The organism is Alphaproteobacteria bacterium (genome assembly GCA_033344895.1).
Lineage (GTDB): Bacteria > Pseudomonadota > Alphaproteobacteria > UBA8366 > Aestuariispiraceae > Pacificispira.
Genome location: JAWPMN010000001.1, coordinates 4,110,227 through 4,131,105 on the forward strand (window position 1 = coordinate 4,110,227; position 20,879 = coordinate 4,131,105).

The window sequence follows — 20,879 nt, forward strand, 5'->3', positions numbered from 1 at the left end:
GAGACTTGAGCACTTTACCAACCTTGCCGGTGAACCAGTGGCTTCAGCGCAGAATAACCGCTCCATGCCTGTGGGAATAGACACGTTTCGAAGTTTTATGACAGGCTTGCCAAGCACCGCGGTTTGCCTATAGTGCGCGCCCGATGAAGACCTCACCGGAAACCTCCTTCCCGCACCGCCATCTTCTTGGCATCGAAGGTCTTTCTCCCCTCGACATCACGATGGTTCTGGACGCGGCCGACGGCTATGTCGAGCAGTCGCGCCGGGTCGACAAAACGTCGGACCTGATGAAGGGGCTGACCGTCATCAACCTGTTTTTCGAGAACTCCACCCGAACGCGCACTTCTTTCGAGGCGGCGGCGAAGCGTCTTGGGGCGGACGTCATCAACATGACTGTCGCCTCCAGTTCGATCAAGAAGGGCGAGACCCTGATCGACACGGCCATGACGCTGAACGCCATGCATCCCGACGTTCTGGTCGTGCGTCATGGCAACTCGGGCGCGGTGCAGCTTCTGTCCGACAAGGTCGACGGCGCGGTGATCAATGCCGGGGACGGTCGTCACGAGCATCCGACGCAGGCCTTACTGGACGCACTGGCGATCCGCCGCCGTGTCGGCAAGATCAGCGGCCTGACGGTCGCCATATGCGGTGATGTTGCCCACAGCCGTGTCGCGCGCTCCAACATTCAGTTGTTGCAGATTATGGGAGCGCGGGTCCGGCTGATCGCGCCCCCGACACTTCTTCCGCCCAAGGCCGAACGGTTCGGCGTTCAGGTCTTTACCGATATGCGCGAAGGCCTGAACGATGTCGACATCGTCATGATGCTGCGTCTGCAACTCGAGCGGATGCAGGGCTCCTTCGTGCCTTCGGTGCGTGAGTATTTCCGGTATTTCGGGCTCGACAGGGAAAAGCTGTCCTATGCCCGACCCGACGCCCTGGTCATGCACCCGGGTCCGATGAACCGGGGCGTGGAAATCGATTCCGAACTGGCGGATGACATCGACCGGTCCCTGATCCGTGATCAGGTGGAAATGGGTGTCGCCGTCCGCATGGCCTGCCTGGATATCCTGACACGACCGCTGCGTGAGGGGGGTGCCCCGTGACCGAGGAAGGACGCATCGCCTATCTGAATGCGCGCCTGCTGGACCCGGCCACCGGCTTGGATGTTAGCGGCGCGCTGCTGGTCGAGGACGGGCGGATTGCCGATTTCGGGGCGCACCTGTTCCGGACCGGCGCGCCGTCGGTCAACGAGGTCGTGGATTGCCGCGGTAAATGCCTGGCACCGGGTCTGATTGACGTGCGTGTGCAGCTGCGCGAACCGGGCGAAGAGCACAAGGAAACAATCGCGAGCGCCAGCCAGGCCGCGTCCCATGGCGGCGTCACCACCATGGTGCAACTGCCCAATACAACGCCGGTGATCGACGATGTCTCGGTTCTGGAGTTTATCGCCCGCCGGTCGCGGGAACTGAAGCAGACAAAGGTCTATTGCTACGGTGCGCTGACAAAGGGGCTGGAAGGCAAGGAAATCAGCGAGATCGGGCTGTTGTCCGAGGCCGGAGCGGTCGCCTTCACCGACGGCGAACGCATGCTGACGGATGCCAAGGTTCTGCGTCGTGCCATGAGTTATGCCCGCGCCTTCGATGCACTTCTGGTGCAGCACCCGGAAGATGCATCCCTGTCGGCAGGCGGCGTGATGAACAGCGGCGAGCTGGCTACAAAGCTGGGTCTGTCCGGCATTCCGGCGGTGGCTGAAGTCATCGCCATCGAGCGCGACCTGCGCCTGCTGGCGGGGGCCGGCGGCCGCTATCATTTCGCGCATGTGACGACCGCCGACGGGATCGAAGCAATTCGGAAGGCCAAGCAGGCGGGACTGGATGTAAGTTGCGACACCGCCCCGCACTATTTTGCCCTTAACGAGTTGGCGATCGGAGACTACCGGAGTTTCGCCAAGGTCTCTCCGCCGCTGCGATCCGAGGAAGACCGACAGGCCGTGGTCGCGGCCCTGGCCGATGGCACGATCGATATCGTGGCCTCCGACCACGCGCCCCATGATCAGGATTCCAAACGCCTGCCCTTCGATGAGGCGGCTTTCGGCGTGGTCGGGCTGGAAACCTTGCTGCCGATGGTGCTGAGCCTGTATCATAACGATCACATGTCCCTGATCGACGCTATGGCGCTGGTCACGATACGACCGGCCGAACGGTTCCGTTTGCCTGGCGGACGGCTGAAACGAGGCGCGCCGGCGGATCTCGTCCTCTTCGACCCGGACAAGGCCTGGCGGATCGAGGAAGATGCGCTGCACAGCAAGTCAAAGAACTCGGCTTTCGGCGGCCGGCCTGTTCAGGGGCAGGTGCTTCGCACGGTGGTCGACGGCAGGCCGCTCTTTGCCGCCGACGGCTATTGATCGGAGCCCGCCATGACCGAAATCCTTCCGTTACTGATCGCGGCCGGTCTTGGCTATATCCTGGGCAGCATTCCGTTCGGCCTCGTCATGGCGCGACTGTTCGGCTATGGCGACATCCGCAAGATCGGGTCGGGCAATATCGGGGCGACCAATGTCCTGAGAACCGGCAACAAGCCACTTGCCCTCGCCGTTCTGATCCTGGACAGCGGCAAGGGCGCGGCCGCGGTATTGGTGGCGCGCTTCCTGTTTCCGGAACTCGGCATAGCATCGGATCTCGGTCCGATCGTAGCGGGGGTTGCAGCGGTCTTCGGGCACAATTTCCCGCTCTGGCTGGGATTCAAGGGCGGCAAGGGAATGGCCACAACCCTTGGAACACTGATCGCAATCCATTGGCCGGTCGGCCTCGCCGCCTGCGCGACGTGGCTTCTCGTGGCGGTTCTGTTCCGGATATCGTCACTGTCGGCCCTGATTTCGTTGGCCGCGGTCCCTGGATTGGCGCTCCTCCCCTTTCTCGGGGGCCCTAATCATGCGCTTTCCTGGGCCGGCGCAGTCCTGGCCGTTCTGGGATGGGCCCGTCACCACACGAATATCCGCCGTATCCTGAACGGAACGGAGCCGCGCATCGGCCAGAAATAGGCCCGACGCCCCGCCGGTCCATCAGTCGTCGAAACGCAGTCCCCAGGCTGTGCCGATCCGGCGCAGCAACGAGTTTTCCTGCCGGTGCAACTGCCGGTCCGAAATCGCCACGCGCATCAGCATCACATAGACCTGCTGCCGCAGTTCCGGGTCGTCGATCTGGTGCAGGACCGATTCCAGGACGGCGTCTGCACCAACGTTTTCAAGCTCTTGATAGTAACGGTTCAACGAGGCCATCAGCGCTTCCGGCTGACGCCCCGGGTCATCGGCCAAAGTCGGCGTCAACTCATTCAGACAGGTCTGGATTTCAGAAAACTCGACATCTTTGCGTTTGCCGTCGGCGTCCAAGGTCAGCATCAGAAGCCACAGACACGCCGCCGTCGAGTTCTTCCCCGGATTTACCATCGAACCACCCTGCCCCGTTACCGTCGTTATTCAATCCATCATTCCCAGCCTGTGTTGCACGTCAACCCCGCAGTCAGACGATCGCGCGAAGATTGTTCACCCCGCATCGCAACGCCAATAGGTGCAAACATCAATTGACCCGGGCCTGATTTGTTCCCACTCTACGGGCATGCAAATTCAGCCTACAGTTGACGACGAGGACCGACTTGCGCGGCTGCGTCTGATCCGTACCGAAAATGTCGGTCCGATGACCTTTCGGCAATTGATGGCCCGGTTTGGTACCGCGCAGGAAGCGCTCGATGCCCTTCCATCCCTGGCCGGCCGGGCCGGGCGTAGACGGCGGCTTGCCATCCCCAGCGCTTCCGACGCCGCCGGTGAAGTCGAGGCATTGGACGCCTATGGCGGGCGAATGCTTCACCTGGGGGATCGCGACTACCCTTCTCTTCTGGCGGCGACCGAAGATGCGCCGCCGGTTCTCACCATAATGGGACGCGGCGACCTGCTGAATCGGCCGACGATGGCCATTGTCGGTTCCCGAAATGCATCGACCAACGGCAAAAGGATGGCGGCACAGTTCGCGTCTGAAATCGGCCGTACCGGCTATTGTATCGCTTCGGGCATGGCGATGGGGATAGACACCGCAGCCCATCACGGGTCGATCGAAACTGGCACTGTTGCCGTTCTGGCCGGCGGGATCGACGTGGTTTATCCACGCGAAAACAAGGATCTTTATCGGGCGCTCGCGGAACGGGGAACAATCGTTGCGGAAATGCCCTTCGGGACTGTCGGTCAGGCCCGGCACTTTCCGCGCCGAAACCGCATTATCTCCGGCCTCGCAAGTGCGGTGCTGATCGTGGAGGCCACGTTGCGGTCCGGCTCGCTGATCACGGCGCGGCTTGCCGCCGATCAGGGCCGGGACGTCTATGCCATTCCCGGATCCCCACTGGATCCCCGTGCCCGCGGTGGCAATGACCTTATCCGGAAAGGGGCCGCTCTGATCGAAACTCCGGAAGAAATCATTGCCGCGTTGGATCAGCAGCTTTCCGCTCCACGTTCCGATTACGCCGTGACCTTCCCGACCCCGCGCCAGCTAGTCCCCATCGATGACGGGAACGCCTTGCGTCAGCGGCTGCTGACAGCGTTGGGACCGACCGCCGTCGCGGTGGACGACCTGATCGCCGATCTAGAAACAGACGCCGCGTCGGTATCGTCCCTGCTGCTGGAACTTGAACTTGCCGGTACGGTCGAAAGACGCTCGGGCGGAAAGATCGCGCGGATCGCTTAGCAGATTGATTCAACTTGTGCCGGCTACATCCTGGATTACCGCGAAAATTTGAATCCGCTCCACGTGCAGGTCAGACTGGATCGTTACAATTTGATCCAATTTGCCCTCAAATAATATTCAGTCCTTTGACCTTTTTTTATTGAATTCCCGGGCGATAGTTCTTCCATATAGCGCCGGATCGGACGTATTCATATTGTGCGATCCGAAGGGCAGCCAGAATGGCTCGCCTGGCGTCGCGCCCCCTGGGAGGGGCATGGAAGAAGACCGTGAGCGATGACTGACCGCGCCGTATCCTTTGAACATCTGTTGCGCCTGGCGCATCAGCGTGCCCTTGACGGAAAAGGGGGCTTGGCCGCATCGGTCGCCAAGCTCTGTCTCGACTCGAGATCCGATCTCAGCGAGCGCGAACTGTCCCTGACTTTCGAAATCCTGCGCATGTTGATCGATAAGGTTGAGGTCGCGGTGCGGCGGAACATTTCCGACTATCTTTGCGATCGGACGGACGTGCCGAAGGATCTCATTGCCTTTCTGGCGAACGATACCGTGCATGTCGCCTATCCGATCCTGCGATCTTCCCCGCTGCTGACAGACTATGACCTGATCCGCCTGATCGACGATCATGGCCATGGTCATGCGATGGCGGTCGCCGCGCGCGACGACCTGACCGGCGCCGTCAGCCACCGTCTGATTGCCATGCAGGATGATGCGGTCGACCTGACGCTGGCGAAGAACCTGACTGCAACAATCGATCCCACGGATATGGAAGCTCTTGTCGAGCGCGCCGTGGATCGCACCGCCCTTCATACTCCCCTTGCGTCCCGTGGGGACCTGGGTGCGGATCTCGCGCGGCGCCTCTATACCCTGGTTGGCGATGCCCTGAGGCGCCACATCATGGACAATTACGACATAGACGGCGCCGTCGTCGCGGAAGCCGTCGACAACGCGGTACTCGACAGTCTGGACGCCCCGAACCCGCTCGACGCGGCCGTTGGCAGCGGATGGACGCAACAGATACAGCGCGGCGGTCACCGGCCGGCGGCGCGGCTGTTGCGTCGTCTCCTGTCGGACGGAATCGAAGGCGCGGCCATCGAATTTTCCGAGCATACGCACCTTCCCCTGGAGACCGCGCGCTGGGTATTCGAGCGGGGCGACGGACAGACCCTCGCAGTGGCGGTGAAGTCCGTCGGAATGGATGTTGACGGTTACACGACACTGCTGGACCGGATGAAGCGCATCTCGGAAGATGAGGATATCGAACGGCTATCGGCCTATTTTGAGCGGATCGACATGAAGACCGCAGCCATGGTCGTGAGTCACTGGAAGACGCGGCCCCCGCGCGCGGAATAGGCTCCAGGCACTGAACCGTCCGGATTTTCACAGGTCCTTCAACGTCTTAGAAACGAGCGGTTGACGCCTTCGACTGCGGGTGCCAATTCTGTCGGCCATGCAAACCGTTTCATTTAGAGGCCTTTCCCACTCATGACCGGCCAGAATGTCGTTGTCGTCGAAAGTCCGGCGAAGGCCAAGACCATCAACAAATATCTGGGCAGCGATTATTACGTTCTCGCGTCCTACGGGCATATCAGGGACCTTCCGCCGAAGGATGGCTCGGTGCAGCCTGACGCCGATTTCGCCATGCAATGGGAAGTCGACGGGCGCGCGAAGAAGCGCATCGACGAAATCGCTAAAGCCTGCAAGGGCGCCAAGGCCCTGTTTCTCGCCACCGACCCCGACCGCGAGGGAGAGGCCATTTCGTGGCACATCCAGGAGGAACTGACCAAGCGCAAGGTCCTGAAGCCGATTTCCGTGCAGCGGGTCGTCTTTAACGAGATCACCAAGTCGGCCGTGACCAATGCCATGGCCAATCCGCGTGACCTGAACAAGGAACTGATCGACGCCTATCTGGCACGGCGCGCCTTGGATTACCTGGTCGGCTTCACGCTGTCGCCTGTCCTGTGGCGCAAGCTGCCGGGGGCAAAGTCCGCCGGTCGCGTCCAGTCGGTCGCGCTACGTCTGATCTGTGAGCGGGAAGCGGAAATCGAAGCCTTCAAGCCTCGCGAATACTGGAGCATCGACGCGCAGATGGCGACGGCCGACGGCACTGCCTTCGCCGCGCGGTTGACCCATCTGAACGGCAAGAAGCTCGACAAGTTCGATCTGGGTGACAAGACCGCTGCCGATGCCGCCCTGACCGCCGTCCGCAGCGGCGGACACAAGGTCCAGTCGGTTGAGCGCAAACAGGTCAAACGCCACCCTGCCCCGCCCTTCACGACCTCGACCCTGCAGCAGGAAGCCAGCCGCAAGCTGTATTTCGGCGCCACGAAGACCATGACGCTGGCGCAGAAGCTCTATGAAGGCATTCAATTGGGCGGCGAGGCCGTCGGCCTGATCACCTATATGCGAACGGACAGCACGACCATGTCCGGTGAGGCGATTGCCGCCGCCCGTGGCATGATCGAGGACGTCTACGGTTCCGACTATCTGCCGTCCGGTCCGCGCCAGTATCGCACCAAGGCGAAGAACGCGCAGGAAGCCCACGAATGTATCCGCCCGACCAGCATGCGCCGGCGGCCGGAGGACGTGGCCCGTTATCTGGAGCCGGACCAGCTCAAGCTCTACGAGTTGATCTGGAAGCGCGCCGTGGCCTGCCAGATGGAGAGCGCCACCCTGGACCAGGTTGCGGTCGATATCGAAACCGCCGACCGGACTGCGCGGCTGCGCGCAAGCGGCTCCGTGGTCCGTTTCGATGGCTTCCTGACGCTCTATATCGAGAGCGAGGACGACAAGGACGAGGACGACAAGGAAGGCGGACGCCTGCCCGACCTCAAGGAGGGCGATACGCCGGCCCTGGTCAAGGCAGACGCCAATCAGCATTTCACCCAGCCGCCGCCACGCTTCACCGAGGCAAGCCTGGTCAAGCGCATGGAAGAGCTGGGGATCGGCAGACCCTCGACCTATGCCTCCATTCTGAAAGTGCTGCAGGACCGGGAATATGTCCGTCTGGACAAGCGCCGGTTCCAGCCCGAAGACCGTGGACGCTTGGTCACTGCATTCCTTTCTTCCTTTTATGACAAGTACTTCGACTACGCCTTTACGGCCGGACTTGAAGAGCAATTGGACGACATTTCCGGTGGGCGCATCGACTGGAAAACCGTACTTCGGGATTTCTGGAAAGCGTTTCGCGACATTACCGATCAGGCCATGGAACTGACCGGTCAGGAGGTTCGCGACAAGATCGATGCCGTTCTGGGACCGCATTTCTTCCCACCAGACGAAAACGGCGATACCGAAGCGGCCCGCAAATGCCCGTCCTGCGGCAATGGCCGGCTGAGCCTGAATTTCGGTCGCTATGGCGCCTTCATAACCTGTTCGAACTATCCGGACTGCAAGCTGACGCGAAATCTGGACGAAGTCGGCAACCTGAACGGCGAGAGCCCGGACGCGACGGAGTATCCCCGTTTGCTGGGCGTCGACCCGGAAAACGGGATGGACGTCTCGGTACGACAGGGCCCCTATGGCTACTACGTGCAATTGGGCGAAGCGGAAAAGGACGCCAAGGGCAAGACGAAGACGAAGCCGAAGCGCGCCTCCCTGCTCAAGTCGATGGAGCCTGCGACGATCGACCTGGAGACGGCCCTGCGGCTGTTGTCCCTGCCGCGATTGCTCGGCGATCATCCGGAAAGCAAGCTGCCGGTTGCCGCGGGGATAGGACGCTATGGTCCTTATCTCAAGCATGGCGACGCATTTGTCTCGCTGCCCAAGGATGACGACGTCCTGACCATCGGCCTGAACCGGGCCGTTACCGTCCTGGCGGAGGCCGGGCCCAAGGGCAAGGGGCGTGCCAGTGTCTCCAAGGAACTTGGCGCGCACCCCGCGGACGGCAAACCGGTCAGCCTTGGGTCCGGACGCTTCGGGCCCTATGTGAAGCACGGCAAAATCTATGCCTCCATCCCGCGCGGGACAGAGCCTGATTCCGTCACGTTGGAGCAGGCTGTGGAACTGATCGCGGCCAAGGCGGCGAAGAAATCTGCGGGGAAATCGTCCGGCGCCAAGAAGGCGACGGCCAAGAAGGCCGCGGCGAAGAAGTCCACCGCGAAGAAGGCGGGCGCCAAGAAGTCGAAATCAAAGAAATCGAAAGCCAAGAAAGCCCCGGCACGCAAGGCCTCCTGACTTGGACGATCCCGACGACATTTCCGACAGCATCCGCGCTTCGCTTCCCGACAAGGCCGAGATCAAGTCCTATATCGAGAAGAGCGAGCGACCGCTGGACAAGAGGGATATTGCGCGCGCCTTCGGTTTGAAAGGCGCACAACGCGCCATGCTGCGCGATGTCCTGAAGGAAATGGCTGAGGAAGGGCTGATCGACCGGGGGCACAAGAAGAAGGTCGCCGCACGCGGAGCCCTGCCCGAGGTTCTTGTCCTTTCCATCGATACCATCGATGCCGACGGCGAGCTATGGGCCCGACCGGCAACATGGGATGTCGATCAGGATGGTGAGGCGCCTGACATTGTTATCGGCGGCGGGACCCGCAATGGCCCGGCCCCCAAGGTCGGCGACCGCGTGCTGGCACGGCTGCGCCGGCGGGGCGACCATCAGTATGAGGCCTCGATCATCCGCGTCCTGCAGCCGGGCCTGCGAAAGCTGCTGGGCGTTCTCGAACCCGCCAAGGGCGGCGCGGTGCTGGTTCCGACAGACAAGAAGCAGCAGGACAAGACGTGGTTTATCGAGCGGGATCGATTGAAGGGCGCGGAGCCCGGAGACCTTGTTCTGGCAGAACCGCTGCGCGGCGGGCCCCGCGGCGCCCATTCCGCCAGGGTGTCCGAACTCATCGGCCGCCTCGATCAACCCAAGGCGTTCAGTCTTATCGCCATTCACGCCCAGGGCATCCCCGTTGAGTTTCCGGATGAGGCCATCGAGGAGGCTGAAGCGGCTCAACCGGTGACGCCGGAGGGCCGGACCGATTTGCGCGACCTCCCCCTGGTCACGATCGATGGGGAGGATGCGCGGGATTTCGACGACGCAGTCCATGCGGTGCCGGACACGGACCCCGGCAATGGCGGTGGGCACATCCTGCATGTCGCGATTGCGGATGTGGCCCATTATGTCCGCCCGGAAGGCCCGCTGGACCGGGCCGCGCGCGAACGCGGAAACAGCGTGTACTTCCCGGACCGGGTGGTGCCGATGCTGCCGGAAGCACTCTCCAACGATCTGTGCTCGCTACGTCCCGACGTCGATCGGGCCTGCATGGCCATCCGGATGCGGATTTCAGCCGATGGCCGGCTGCTGGAACGGAAAATCATGCGCGGTATCATGCGATCCGCCGCCCGGCTGACCTATACCCAGGTGCAGGATGCGATGGAGGGCCGGCCGGTCGACGGAACCGTGGGCACCCTTCTGGAACCGGTCATCAAACCGCTCTATGCCGCCTATGAGGCCCTGCAGCGGGGACGCGCCGCTCGCGGGACGCTGGAACTCGACCTGCCGGAGCTTCAGGTCGTGCTCGGTGAGGATGGCAAGGTCGAACGCATCGCCCCGCGCAAGCGCTTCGACAGTCACAAGCTGATCGAAGAGTTCATGATTACCGCCAATGTCGCGGCGGCAGAACTCCTCGAGGCCAAGAATGCGCGGGCCATCATGTACAGGGTCCATGCGCCGCCGAAGCTCGACCGGCTGGAAGGCCTGCGTGAATCGCTGCAGGTGCTCGACATCAAGCTGGCCGCCGACGGCGCCCTGCGGCCGCATCACTTCACCAAGATACTGGACCGGGTCGCCGGCACGGAGAAGGCACAACTGGTCTCGGACATGGTCCTGCGGGCCCAGAGTCAGGCTGTCTACGCGCCGGAGAACGAGGGCCATTTCGGCCTCGCCCTGCAGCGTTATAGCCATTTCACGTCGCCGATCCGTCGATATGCCGATCTGCTCGTCCATCGCGCCCTGATTTCCGCCTATGGCCTGGGGAAAGGCGGTTTGCCGGACGCTCAGGCGGAGCAGTTCGAAAAGTACGGCGAACTGATTTCAAACACGGAACGACGAGCCATCGCGGCCGAACGAGACGCAACGGACCGTTATCTGACCGCCTATATGGCGGACCGGATCGGAGCAACCTTCCAGGGCCGGGTGACCGGCGTGAAGCGGTTTGGCTTGTTCGTGCGCCTGGACGAAACCGGCGCGGACGGCCTTGTTCCGGTCGGCACCCTGCCCTGGGACCGCTACTGGCACGACGAGGTTCATCAACGCCTCGTCGGTGAGCAAACCGGGCAGGCATACCAGCTGGCCGAATCCGTTCAGGTCCGCCTCGCGGAAGCGAACACCGTCACCGGCGGCCTGATCTTTGAAATCGTCGAGGGCGGCCACATCGTCAAGGATCGCAAGGCCCGCATGCCGGGGCGCGGCAAGGGACGGCCGAGAAAGTTCAGTGGCCCGAAAGGTGGTCCCAAGGGCGGTTCCGGCGGCGGCCGTGGCACGGTGCGCCGCAAGGGGCGCCGCTGATCGGATTCGCCCCAAAGGATCACAAATCTAACATGGCACAGCCCCCGCGACGCGGGTATCCTTGGTGCCATCATGCGTGGTTCTGCCATCCCAAGAAATTTGTCGGACAGTTGGAAAGTCGTATTTGCGATTCCGGTTGTCCTGAGCGCCTGCTCGGGAACCGTATCGCCCGACCCGGCCCTCGAGGGCCGGATGACGTCAATGTTCGACACGGTCTATGCGGAGGTCTCATCCGTCCATATCGAGCCTCTCGACCTTCGGAAGTTCACGATCGGGGGGCTGGACGGACTGCGCGGGACGGGATCGGGCTACCGCCTGGACGTCGATGATTCGGACTTCCGAATTGAGGTCAGTGGCGATCTGGCCGCGGCCGGCGTCGCGCCGGACGACGAAGCGGAGATCGAGGCCTGGAGTGAGTTTGCCCGTCAGATGGTCATGACTGTTCACATGTCGGGGATGCTGCCGGAGAAGGTCGACGAAGAAGTTCTGTATGATCGCTTCTTCGATTCGGCCATGCGGACGCTCGACCGGTATTCGCGTTATGCCAATCCAAAGGACGCGGCGGATCTGCGCGCCGAGCGGGATGGGTTCGGCGGCATCGGCATCGACCTTGAGGAGCACCCGGACGGTGCGCGGATCGATCGGGTGGAACGCGACAAGCCGGCCGCGGCCGCGGGGTTGCTGGTCGGGGACAGAATCATCGCCATCGGCGCGCAGAAGATCGACGGAATGCCGCTTCGCGCCATCGAAAGACTGATGCGCGGACCCGTCGATTCGCCGATCGCGCTGACAGTCGTCCGGGATGGATTGCCTGAGCCCCTGACCGTTACGGTGGGGCGCACCCGGATAGTCCCCAACACGGTCTTTTATTCGCTGAGCGGTAGTCATGCGATCATTCGCATTTCCGGCTTCAATCAGCGCACGTCCAAACGAATCTCGGAGGCGATCAGCCAGGCCCGTGCGGAACTGGGGCAGAATCTCACAGGCCTGATCATAGACCTGCGCGGCAATCTCGGCGGACGTCTGGACCAGGCGATCGATTCGGCGGACCTCTTCCTGGAATCCGGCCTGATCACCCGGGCGGACGGCCGTCACCCGGAAAGTCATCAGGTCTTCAAGGCCGAACCTGGCGATATTGCCGATGGTCTGCCGACGGTTGTCCTGATCAACGGCGCGTCGGCCAGCGCGGCCGAGATACTCGCCTCGGCCCTGCAGGATCACGGCCGTGCCGTGGTCGTCGGAATGAGCAGTTTCGGAAAGGGCACGATCCAGACCATCGTCGACCTGCCCAACAGCGGAGAACTGTATGTCACCTGGGCCCGGTATGTCGCGCCAAGCGGCTATGCCCTGCACACAATGGGCGTAATGCCGACCGTATGCACCAGCGGGGCCGCCGACGCGGTCACGACCCTGGAAGATGCCTTGGGCGCAGGCCCCGGTAGTGGAATGACTCTGCTGGAGCGTCGACGTTCGGTCCCCACCGATGACGAGGACGCCATACGCGACGTCCTGGCACTTTGCCCGTGGTTGCCCCATGCATCCGGCGATATCGACCTGTCGATCGCGGAACTCCTTCTGGACTCGCCTGCCCTGTTTCGTCGGGCGTTGGCTTTGGGAAGGGCGCCGAGCGATGCCTGACCGTCCGATGGTTCATCCGGCCGACGCCGCCAGCCTTGTGATTCTGAGGGGCGCCCCCGATGCGCCGGAGGTCCTGCTGGGCCGACGCCGGGACAATGCCCGTTTCATGCCGGGTGTCTATGTATTCCCAGGCGGTGCGGTCGACCCGCCCGATGTGGGCATGGAACGGTCTGCGGACTGGCCGGGAACGCGGTTTCATGCCGCCGCCATCCGGGAAACCTGGGAAGAAACCGGTGTCATGATCGCAGAGCCTGGCCCTCTGCCCAGTTGCGCCCCAACAGACGACCCGTTCTACGCTGCCTTGTCGGAATCAGCCTGTGTGCCCTCGGCCGGTGCGCTGCACTACATCGCGCGCGCCATCACGCCGGAACCCTCGCCAATCCGCTTCGACACCCGATTCTTCCTTGCGAAGGAAAGCGCCACAAGCGGCATCGCGCATGCGGTCGGGGAACTGCCCGAAGTACTTTGGCTGCCGGCGTCACACGCCCTGCAAAGCGACCGGCTTCGGGGCGTTACAAAATTCGTCCTGGGACAGGCACTGGAGCTTTGGCAGGATCCGGACCGCCTGCAATCGCCGAGTCGTCCGGTTCGGGTCTTCACCTGGGCTGACGGCACCCGATTGATCCGGAAAGAGCCGCAGGACGCGGGCCTGCTTTAACATCTTGACATGGCCGGGCGGACAGCTATTTTCCGGCACCGTTTCAACGCGGCGCTCCCGCACGGTTTGGGTGCGACGCGCTTCAAGTAGAAGGATCAAGGCGATGGCGAAGCCCGCGACCGTTCAAATCAAATTGGTAAGCACGGCTGGCACCGGTCATTTCTATGTGACCAAGAAGAACCCGCGCAACCAGACGGAAAAGCTGGAATTCCGCAAGTACGACCCGGTTGTGCGCAAGCACGTCGCGTACAAGGAATCCAAGATCAAGTAAGCTGCTGCTGCCCCCTCATCGGGGCGCGGACACAAATCGGCCGCCGGAATTCGGCGGCCTTTTTGCGTTTCCAATCATGAAATGCGGTCCGAGCGCTTATAGCGTCCCGACCTTGCAATAGGCCCCGCGCTGGACCAGCACGCGGCAGATGGCCTTGCCCTGAGCATCGCTTTCCAATGGTCCGGCATGCAGGCGGTAAAACACGCCCTTTCCGGCAATGTCCACTTTCCGGATCAGCGGGCGCATGCCCTGCAGCTGATCGCGATGCGCTGCCATCATCTGCTGCCAGCCGCGTTCAGCGTTACCCGGCTCCTTGTATGATGCCAGGTGCACCGCGACGGTTCTGGGCGGCACCCCAGCCTCTTCCGCAGCGGTGGCCGCCATGGCCGCCTCCTGCCCCTGCTGTGGCGCCTGAGATTCCGTCTGGGAGCCGACCAGACCCGACTGAGGCGCCTGAGATGGGGCCGGCTCCATGGTCTGGGGTGTTCCGTCCTGGGCAATCATGCCAAGCGCCGTCGGACCGGCGCGCGGCGTCGGCGGCGCATCGGCAGGGGAGTCTGACTGAGACAGCGACATCTGGTCCGGTTGTTCGGATTCCAGAACCACCGCGCCCGGCGCCGGCACGGGCATGCCGGCCCGCTGCATCGGCATCGCGGCGCGGGAATAGCCAGTCAATCGACGTTCCTGAGGCGGACCGCCATTCGAATCGACTGCAATCAGATGCACATAGTTGCCGACTTCCGGTGCGTAATAGAAAACGACCTCGTCCGGCTGCTGACGGCCACAGGATATTCTGTAGGCAGGAAAAGTCCCGGCCGGCACTGCGACGGATTGAAGATCCCCGGTCTCGCACGTCCAGTCGAACTCCCACGCATAGGGCGGTCGGTCGGTATCAACCGTGGAGCGGAAGGTAATGTCATTGCCGGGCTTCAGCGGAAACATCGAGCCGGACATGTCGGAAATCAGCCGTCTGCCGCTGCCACGGGATTCGCTGCTCCATTCCAGGGCGGGCAGCAAAGGGTTCGGCGCCGTGATCTGAGTTTCGCCGTTATCCGCCTGCCAGGCGATGTTGCCATCCTCGGTGACCGAAACGACCTGCCAGGTGACTGTCGGATTGTCGAATACGAAAGTATCACCCGGTCGCAGATCCGGGGGCGTCTGGGAGGCGGCACGGACGGCCGCCATGCGGTCCGTGGCAACGCCAGGTACCTCTTCCGCCATCGGGTCGAGTATGTCGCAACCGGCAAGCATCAGGGCCGCCAGTCCGGCGAGCGCACATCCGGGGTAACTCAGTCTCGTCTTGATCATTGTCTCACGCTTCCGCTAGCGCGGTGGCGGCATGTCACCGAACAGCAAGCTTCCAGGTATTTCGAAACCGCCGGTTCCCGTGTCCCCGCCCTGCGGCAGGACGGCAATGGCATCCGTGTCGACGCGTACCGTCTCCGGCACTGTCACAGGCTCCAGCTTTGCGACCGCCGGCCGGACCGCTTGTCCCGTTGCGGGCGCAGCCTCCGCCACAGCCGGTGTCGGTAGAACCGTCTCAACGGCGGTCGGGACGTCCGCTCGAGGGGCCGATGCGATCGGAGGGGCCGATACGGTCGGCGCGGCCAAAGGCGATTCCGCCTCCACAGGGCCTTCATCCCTGGTCACGAACAGGTTCTGAACGCGCTCCAGAAGGCTCGGGCCCGATGATGCCTGTTCATCGCCGGCCAGCGGCAAATCAGCCCCAGCCCCCGCACGTGTTTCCAGGTTGGGCGCGCTTGTCTCAACCGCCGTTGACTGGACCGCGACGGGTTGCGCTGCGGCCGCCTCTGAAATGACCGGTTCAGTGGGAGCGCTTCCTGCCCCCGGCACGACCGGCTGCGACGCCGGCGAAACATCGACAAGATTGGGCTCCACGTTCTGCGGCGGAACGGCGAACTCCCCGGAGAAAAGGGAAGTCCCTGCTCCGTCCTGCGCGACAGCAATGGAATCCGTCGAAAGGCCATCGCCGGCTGCTGGCGTCAAGGTTCCGGATTCAGCGGTCGGCGGGGGCACGTCCAATGCCCCGGTTGTCCCGTCGGTCGGCGGCGGTTCGATGACCGATTCGGTATCCTGATCCGCTTCACTCTCGACATTGGACTCGGCCGGCTGTTCCGTTTCCTGCACCGTCGGCGTTGCATCGGCGGGAGGCGTTTCCGGCGCCGGCGGCTGAGCCCGATTGAGCGGCGTTGGGGTCTGGGCCTCGATATTCGCGCGATACTGCTGAACGCGCGGATCCGGTTCCGGATCATCGATCTCGCTCGCGCCGGTCAGATATTCTTCCGGATTCTCGATGATCTGGACATCGATGCCCAGCATGGCCGGCGTCATGATTCCCATGGCGACCGCCAGTTCATACACCGCCACCCGGGTATCGTAGTCGGCACGGATCAGGTTCTGTTCCGCCTGAAAAACCTCGTTCTCGGCATCGAGAACGTTCAACGTGGTTTCCTTGCCGGCATCGCGCAGCTTCTGGCGCGCCGTGAACACTTCCTGCGCAATGGACACCGCGTTGAGCAACAGCTCCTTTCGGTCGCGCGTGTTCTTCAACTTGGTCCAGGCCTGACGGACCTGGCGTTCCACCTCACGCTTCGTCCGATCCGCGGCTGACAATTGTTCAATCAGGGATTCCTGCGCGCTGGTGACGGCGGCATCGGTCCGGAATCCCGAAAAGACCTCCCAGGACATTTCGATCAGGACGGCGGAATCCTTGGACAATCCGCGGGTGCCGCCGACATTGCTTTCATGATCGACCCGGCCGACCAGATCGAAGACCGGCAGATAGCCGGAACGCTGTGCTTCGACGGTGAACCGGGCGCTTCGGGCAAGAAACTCGCGGCCCGCCAGCAGTGGATTTTCCTCACGGGCCGTGAAGATCGCGTCCTCCAGCGTCGGGGGGACGACTTCGCTGGGCGACGGCTCCAACCGCATCTGCGTGATGTCCGGCTCGCGATTGAAATGCAGAACATATTCCGACATTGCCTGGCGCAACTGGCCTTCCAGATCGACGCGCTGTTCAATCGCCAACTGCAGGCGCGACTTGGCCTGCAGCACATCCACTTCAATGCCCGCCCCGCGCTCGACGCGCTCGGTTTCAAGCTGCAGCTGTTCGCGAATCGTCCGTTCCCGCGCCCGGGCAACCCGGATCAGTTCGTTCAGCCGCAAGACATTGAGATAGGACGTAATTCCCTGCAACATGACGGTCTGTACCGTGCTTTCCAGGGCGTAGGTTACGCTGTCCCGTGCCATGCGGGCCGAATCGACAGAGTTCGGGGTCAGTCCCCCATCATAAAGATTCTGACGAACTTCGATGCCCAAGGCATTGAAACGAACCAGCTCGTTGTCATCGTTCGTGCCGCGTGTCGTCGGGTTCGACACGATGTTGCCACCGGCGCTGCCGGTCAGGGAGACCGTCGGAAGATAGCCGGAGCGGGAGGTGGTGATCGCCTCGTTCGCGCGGCGCAGAATGGCGCGCTGTTCCTCGATCCGGGGGTGTGTCTTGACCAGGTGATAAAGCTCATCCTGCAGGGTCTGGGCGAGACTTTCCTGCGGCAGGGCCATGGACATGGCGAACCCGACCGCCGCGGCGAAAATCCCGCCACGGGCGAATACGTTCGTCCATGTTCTGCTATTGTCCACCGGCGCCCCTAAAAACCCCCGTCCGGGATGCTGCGACGCACAACATCCTGATAGTTCAATCGTCGAATATCACAACAACCGGTGCTCCGCCAGCGAGCGTTTCCGGCGGATGGATCTTTACCGCTCTCTGAACGCTTCGTGCTGTAGTTTGAGCACGGGCTTCACCAGGTAATCAAGCACCGTTCGCGTCCCGGTATGAATATCGACGCTGGCTTCCATGCCGGGTGTGATCGGAAAGTCACCTTCCCGTTCGCCGAGGTAGGTTCGATCGGTGCGCACGACCACTTCGTAGTAGGTCTCCCCCTTCTGACCGGTGTTGGTACTGGCGGAAACCCGCTCCACCGCGCCTTCCAGCCCCCCATATCGGGCATAGTCATAGGTCGTGATCTTTACCACGGCGCGCTGACCGGCGGCCACGAATCCCCTGTCCTTCGGATTCAACCGGGCTCGAATCTCGAGGTCTTCGGATGCCGGGACGATCTCGACAATGGGTTCACCAGGCCGGATCACGCCCCCGACGGTGTTCGTCTTCAGGTTCTTCACGATCCCGTCGATCGGGCTCTTGATTTCGGACCTCAATGCCTGGTCCGTGGCGGTGCCCATGGTCTCTTTTAACTCAGCGATTCGCGTCTCGACGGGCACGAGCTCTTCCAATGCGCGCCGGCTGTAGCGCTCCGTCTCCCGTTTACGCTCGGCATTGATCTCCTGCAGGGCGGCCCTGGCGCGGGGAATCGATTGGTTCATGACATCGATCTGGCCGCGTAGCTGTTCGACCTCGCCCTCGATGGCCACATGTTCCATGCGCGGCGTCAGGCCCTCTGCCAGCAGGTCGGCGGACATGCTCAGCCGCTGTTCGGCCAGTTTCAGGTCACGCCGAACCGAGGCGATATGTGCCTCCAACTCCGAAATCTCCAGATTCCGCTGCCTCGCCTTCTCATCCAGCACGGCAAGAGAGGACAGCAAGTCCCTCTTCCGCCCCATATAACTGCGCAGTTCCGCCTCGACCATTTCGGGACGCCGCTCGACCAGGTCTTCCGGAAAAACGGGTTCCGCGTCGCCCCCTTCCGCCTCGGCTTCCAGCCGTGCCTTCGCCAGCAGCATGCCGTCCAGGCGCACCCTAACCTCCTCCTGATTGATGCCGGCGCCACCGAGGTTCAGCTGCATCAGCGGCTGCCCCTTCGCGACCGTATCGCCTTCACCAACCAGAATCGCCTCGATCACGCCGCCTTCCAGATGCTGAACCACCTGGAGCTGCTGCTGCGGAATGACCTCTCCGACCGCCACGGCGACCTCATCGAGCTCCGCCATGCTGGACCAGCCGAGAAATCCGACGATCATCAGCCCCGGGCCCCAGGTACAGAATCGCGACCCGCCAACCTTCACACTGGCGCGCAACCCTTCCAGCGGGCTGGGACTGTTGGACAGGGTACTCATGCCCGGCCCCTCCAGCTTGCGTTACTCGGCAGCATGAGCGCCCCCTCCCGAACCCGTAGCCGGCACCGGAGCGCCCTGCCCCTGACCTTGCCCGCCGCCGGAGAGTTTCGTCATGACGTCCTTGGCCGACCCTGCCAGGGCCACCCGTCCCTTTTCGAGGACCAGTATGGAATCCGCCACGGAAAGCAGGGTCGGCGAGTGCGTCGATATCAGGATGGTGTGATCCTTCGACATTTCCCTCAGATTGCGCGCCAGCGCCAGTTCGGCCTCGCCATCCATATCGCCGGACGGCTCGTCCAGAAGCAGCACCGGCGGATCGCCGATCAAGGTTCGTGCCGCGGAAATTCGGCGCTTCTGCCCACCGGACAGGCGCCCTCCCGCTTCGCCGCATTCCGTCTCATAACCTTCCGGCAACAAGGCGATCGCCTCATGCGCACCGGCACGCTTTGCGGCTTCCACCGCGTCCTCGTCCTTGCCGTCCTCCGATCCCATCAGGATGTTCTCGCGGATCGATCCCGTGAACATCACCACATCCTGGGGCATGTAGCCGATCCAGCGGGCCAGTTGCCGCCGCGGAAACTGTGCGACATCCGCGCCATCGAGGAGAACGCGCCCCGATTCCGGGGGGTAGAGCCCCGCCAGGATCTTGAACAGGGTGGTCTTGCCGCTGCCATTCTTGCCGACGATGCAGTGCAGGCCGTTCGGTCCGATGGTGCCGTCGATCTTATCGATCGCCGCATCGCCCTCCTGGCCGTATCGGAAGACAACCTCTTCCAGCTTGAACTGTCCTTTCGGCCGTCCAAACGGCAAGGCGGGGATCTGGCCTTCCTCCTCAAGATGCAGGACCTCATCCAGGCGGCGGGCGGCATCGCGGGCGTTCTGCAGCGTCTTCCATTGTCCGACCAGACCGGCAATCGGCGCGATCATGCGAGCACCAAGCATGTTCGACGCGATCAGTGCGCCGATCGTCATGCTCTGCTCCAGGATCAGCAGCGCGCCGACACAGGTCATGGAAACGGTCGTCGCCAGGCTCATCACATGGCTGAGGGTCATATGCGCGTCGCCCGCCGTTCCCCGACGCAGGGACGCCCGAATACTGTCAGCATGCCGCGCTTCCCAGACCGGACGGAGACGATCCGCAAGCGCGAGCGACTTTACCGTCGCGCGGGCCGCCACGACCTCGTTGATCAGCGCCTCACGCTTTGAGCTTTCCGCCCTTTCGTCCTCTGAGAGGTTGGCGGCCGTGGCCCCCGACCGCCATGCCAGCAGGATGAAAAGCGGCAACGCGACCAGGATCACGGCGGCCAGAGGCGGCGCCAGCCAGAGGATCGCGCACAGGAACAGAACCGCGAAGGGCAGGTCCATCAGCAGTCCCATGGCCGGGCCGGAAAGCGCCGCACGCACCGCATCGATGTCTCGGAACAGGATCTGCCACGATGTCGATGTCCGCGATTCGAGCACCCGCATGGGCAACCGGACAATCTTGTCGAAAAGCGACCGCCCGACATCGATGTCAATATCAAGCCCGATCCGCTGGAACAGACGCGCGCGACCAAGGCGCAGCAGTCCGTCGAACACGATCGCCGCCGCCATTCCGATAACCAATCCCTGCAATGTCGTCAGGCCGGCATGGAACACGACGCGGTCATAGACCTGCAGCATGAAGATGGGAACGGCGAGCGCCAGAACATTGACGAAAAGCGACGAGAACAGCGCTTCGAAGAGCCGCCCCTTGCTGCGGGACAGCGCGTGACCGACCAGCCGTCCAACCCGCCCTTTCGTTGCCATGCCACCCCTCGGCCCTGAAAAATACGTCCCGGCAGACCAAGCCGGATTGGATCGGTCTTGCGGCTTCCGGCCACCGACCCGAAGCGGGAGGAGTGTACCGACATCAGTTACTTGCGTCACGCATCCAGCACCGCGCGGCGTTGGGTGCGTCGGTCCACTGCGCCTCCCGCATGCAATTTTAACCATGATAACTACCACGTAAAACTTTCC

General features: G+C 62.7%; 15 protein-coding genes. 10 read left to right on the forward strand and 5 right to left on the reverse strand.

The annotated features are described in order from the left end of the window. Positions 1–143: 143 nt before the first annotated feature. From R8L07_19570 to plsY, 3 genes are read left to right on the forward strand one after another with little or no spacing between them, the layout of a single operon-like run. The gene (locus tag R8L07_19570; protein MDW3207740.1) at positions 144–1,103 is read left to right on the forward strand and encodes an aspartate carbamoyltransferase catalytic subunit; all 960 of its coding nucleotides are present in this window, start codon (positions 144–146) and stop codon (positions 1,101–1,103) included. After that, positions 1,100–2,404 (forward strand): dihydroorotase, encoded by a 1,305-nt coding sequence (gene pyrC, locus R8L07_19575; protein ID MDW3207741.1) that lies wholly within the window; start codon positions 1,100–1,102, stop codon positions 2,402–2,404. Before R8L07_19570 ends, pyrC begins: the two co-directional genes overlap by 4 nt. Before the next feature lie 12 nt (positions 2,405–2,416). Next, positions 2,417–3,040 (forward strand): glycerol-3-phosphate 1-O-acyltransferase PlsY, encoded by a 624-nt coding sequence (gene plsY, locus R8L07_19580; GenBank protein MDW3207742.1) that lies wholly within the window; start codon positions 2,417–2,419, stop codon positions 3,038–3,040. A 21-nt stretch (positions 3,041–3,061) separates the two neighbouring features. Here the strand turns inward: plsY and R8L07_19585 are convergent, their stop codons facing one another. Further along, positions 3,062–3,445, reverse strand: a complete 384-nt coding sequence (locus R8L07_19585; GenBank protein ID MDW3207743.1) for a TerB family tellurite resistance protein — start codon at positions 3,443–3,445, stop codon at positions 3,062–3,064. Positions 3,446–3,692: 247 nt separating this feature from the next. Between R8L07_19585 and dprA the strand changes: the two genes are divergently transcribed. The 7 genes from dprA (at position 3,693) to rpmG (ending at position 13,787) form a co-directional block, all read left to right on the forward strand. After that, positions 3,693–4,730, forward strand: a complete 1,038-nt coding sequence (dprA, locus tag R8L07_19590; GenBank protein ID MDW3207744.1) for a DNA-processing protein DprA — start codon at positions 3,693–3,695, stop codon at positions 4,728–4,730. A gap of 273 nt (positions 4,731–5,003) precedes the next feature. Beyond that, positions 5,004–6,077 (forward strand): DUF2336 domain-containing protein, encoded by a 1,074-nt coding sequence (locus R8L07_19595; GenBank protein ID MDW3207745.1) that lies wholly within the window; start codon positions 5,004–5,006, stop codon positions 6,075–6,077. A 132-nt stretch (positions 6,078–6,209) separates the two neighbouring features. Continuing rightward, positions 6,210–8,900: a type I DNA topoisomerase gene (gene topA / locus R8L07_19600; GenBank protein ID MDW3207746.1), complete on the forward strand. Its 2,691-nt coding sequence runs from the start codon at positions 6,210–6,212 to the stop codon at positions 8,898–8,900. 1 nt (position 8,901) lies between these two features. Beyond that, positions 8,902–11,220 (forward strand): ribonuclease R, encoded by a 2,319-nt coding sequence (gene rnr / locus R8L07_19605; protein MDW3207747.1) that lies wholly within the window; start codon positions 8,902–8,904, stop codon positions 11,218–11,220. Between the two features lie 192 nt (positions 11,221–11,412). Beyond that, on the forward strand, positions 11,413–12,858 hold the full coding sequence (locus R8L07_19610) for a S41 family peptidase (GenBank protein ID MDW3207748.1): 1,446 nt from the start codon (positions 11,413–11,415) through the stop codon (positions 12,856–12,858). Further along, positions 12,851–13,516, forward strand: coding sequence for an NUDIX domain-containing protein (locus R8L07_19615; GenBank protein MDW3207749.1), 666 nt, complete (start codon positions 12,851–12,853; stop codon positions 13,514–13,516). The genes R8L07_19610 and R8L07_19615 overlap by 8 nt, the downstream gene beginning before the upstream one ends. A gap of 103 nt (positions 13,517–13,619) precedes the next feature. Further along, on the forward strand, positions 13,620–13,787 hold the full coding sequence (gene rpmG / locus R8L07_19620) for a 50S ribosomal protein L33 (GenBank protein ID MDW3207750.1): 168 nt from the start codon (positions 13,620–13,622) through the stop codon (positions 13,785–13,787). A 96-nt stretch (positions 13,788–13,883) separates the two neighbouring features. On the opposite strand, the gene R8L07_19625 is transcribed toward rpmG, so the two are convergent. The 4 genes from R8L07_19625 to R8L07_19640 form a co-directional block, all read right to left on the reverse strand. Then, positions 13,884–15,095, reverse strand: coding sequence for an SPOR domain-containing protein (locus R8L07_19625; GenBank protein MDW3207751.1), 1,212 nt, complete (start codon positions 15,093–15,095; stop codon positions 13,884–13,886). Between the two features lie 15 nt (positions 15,096–15,110). Then, on the reverse strand, positions 15,111–17,447 hold the full coding sequence (locus tag R8L07_19630; GenBank protein MDW3207752.1) for a TolC family outer membrane protein: 2,337 nt from the start codon (positions 17,445–17,447) through the stop codon (positions 15,111–15,113). A gap of 117 nt (positions 17,448–17,564) precedes the next feature. Beyond that, a complete protein-coding gene (locus R8L07_19635) occupies positions 17,565–18,881 on the reverse strand; it encodes an HlyD family type I secretion periplasmic adaptor subunit (GenBank protein ID MDW3207753.1) in 1,317 nt (438 codons plus the stop codon). Between the two features lie 21 nt (positions 18,882–18,902). Then, positions 18,903–20,669, reverse strand: coding sequence for a peptidase domain-containing ABC transporter (locus R8L07_19640; protein ID MDW3207754.1), 1,767 nt, complete (start codon positions 20,667–20,669; stop codon positions 18,903–18,905). Positions 20,670–20,879 lie beyond the last annotated feature (210 nt).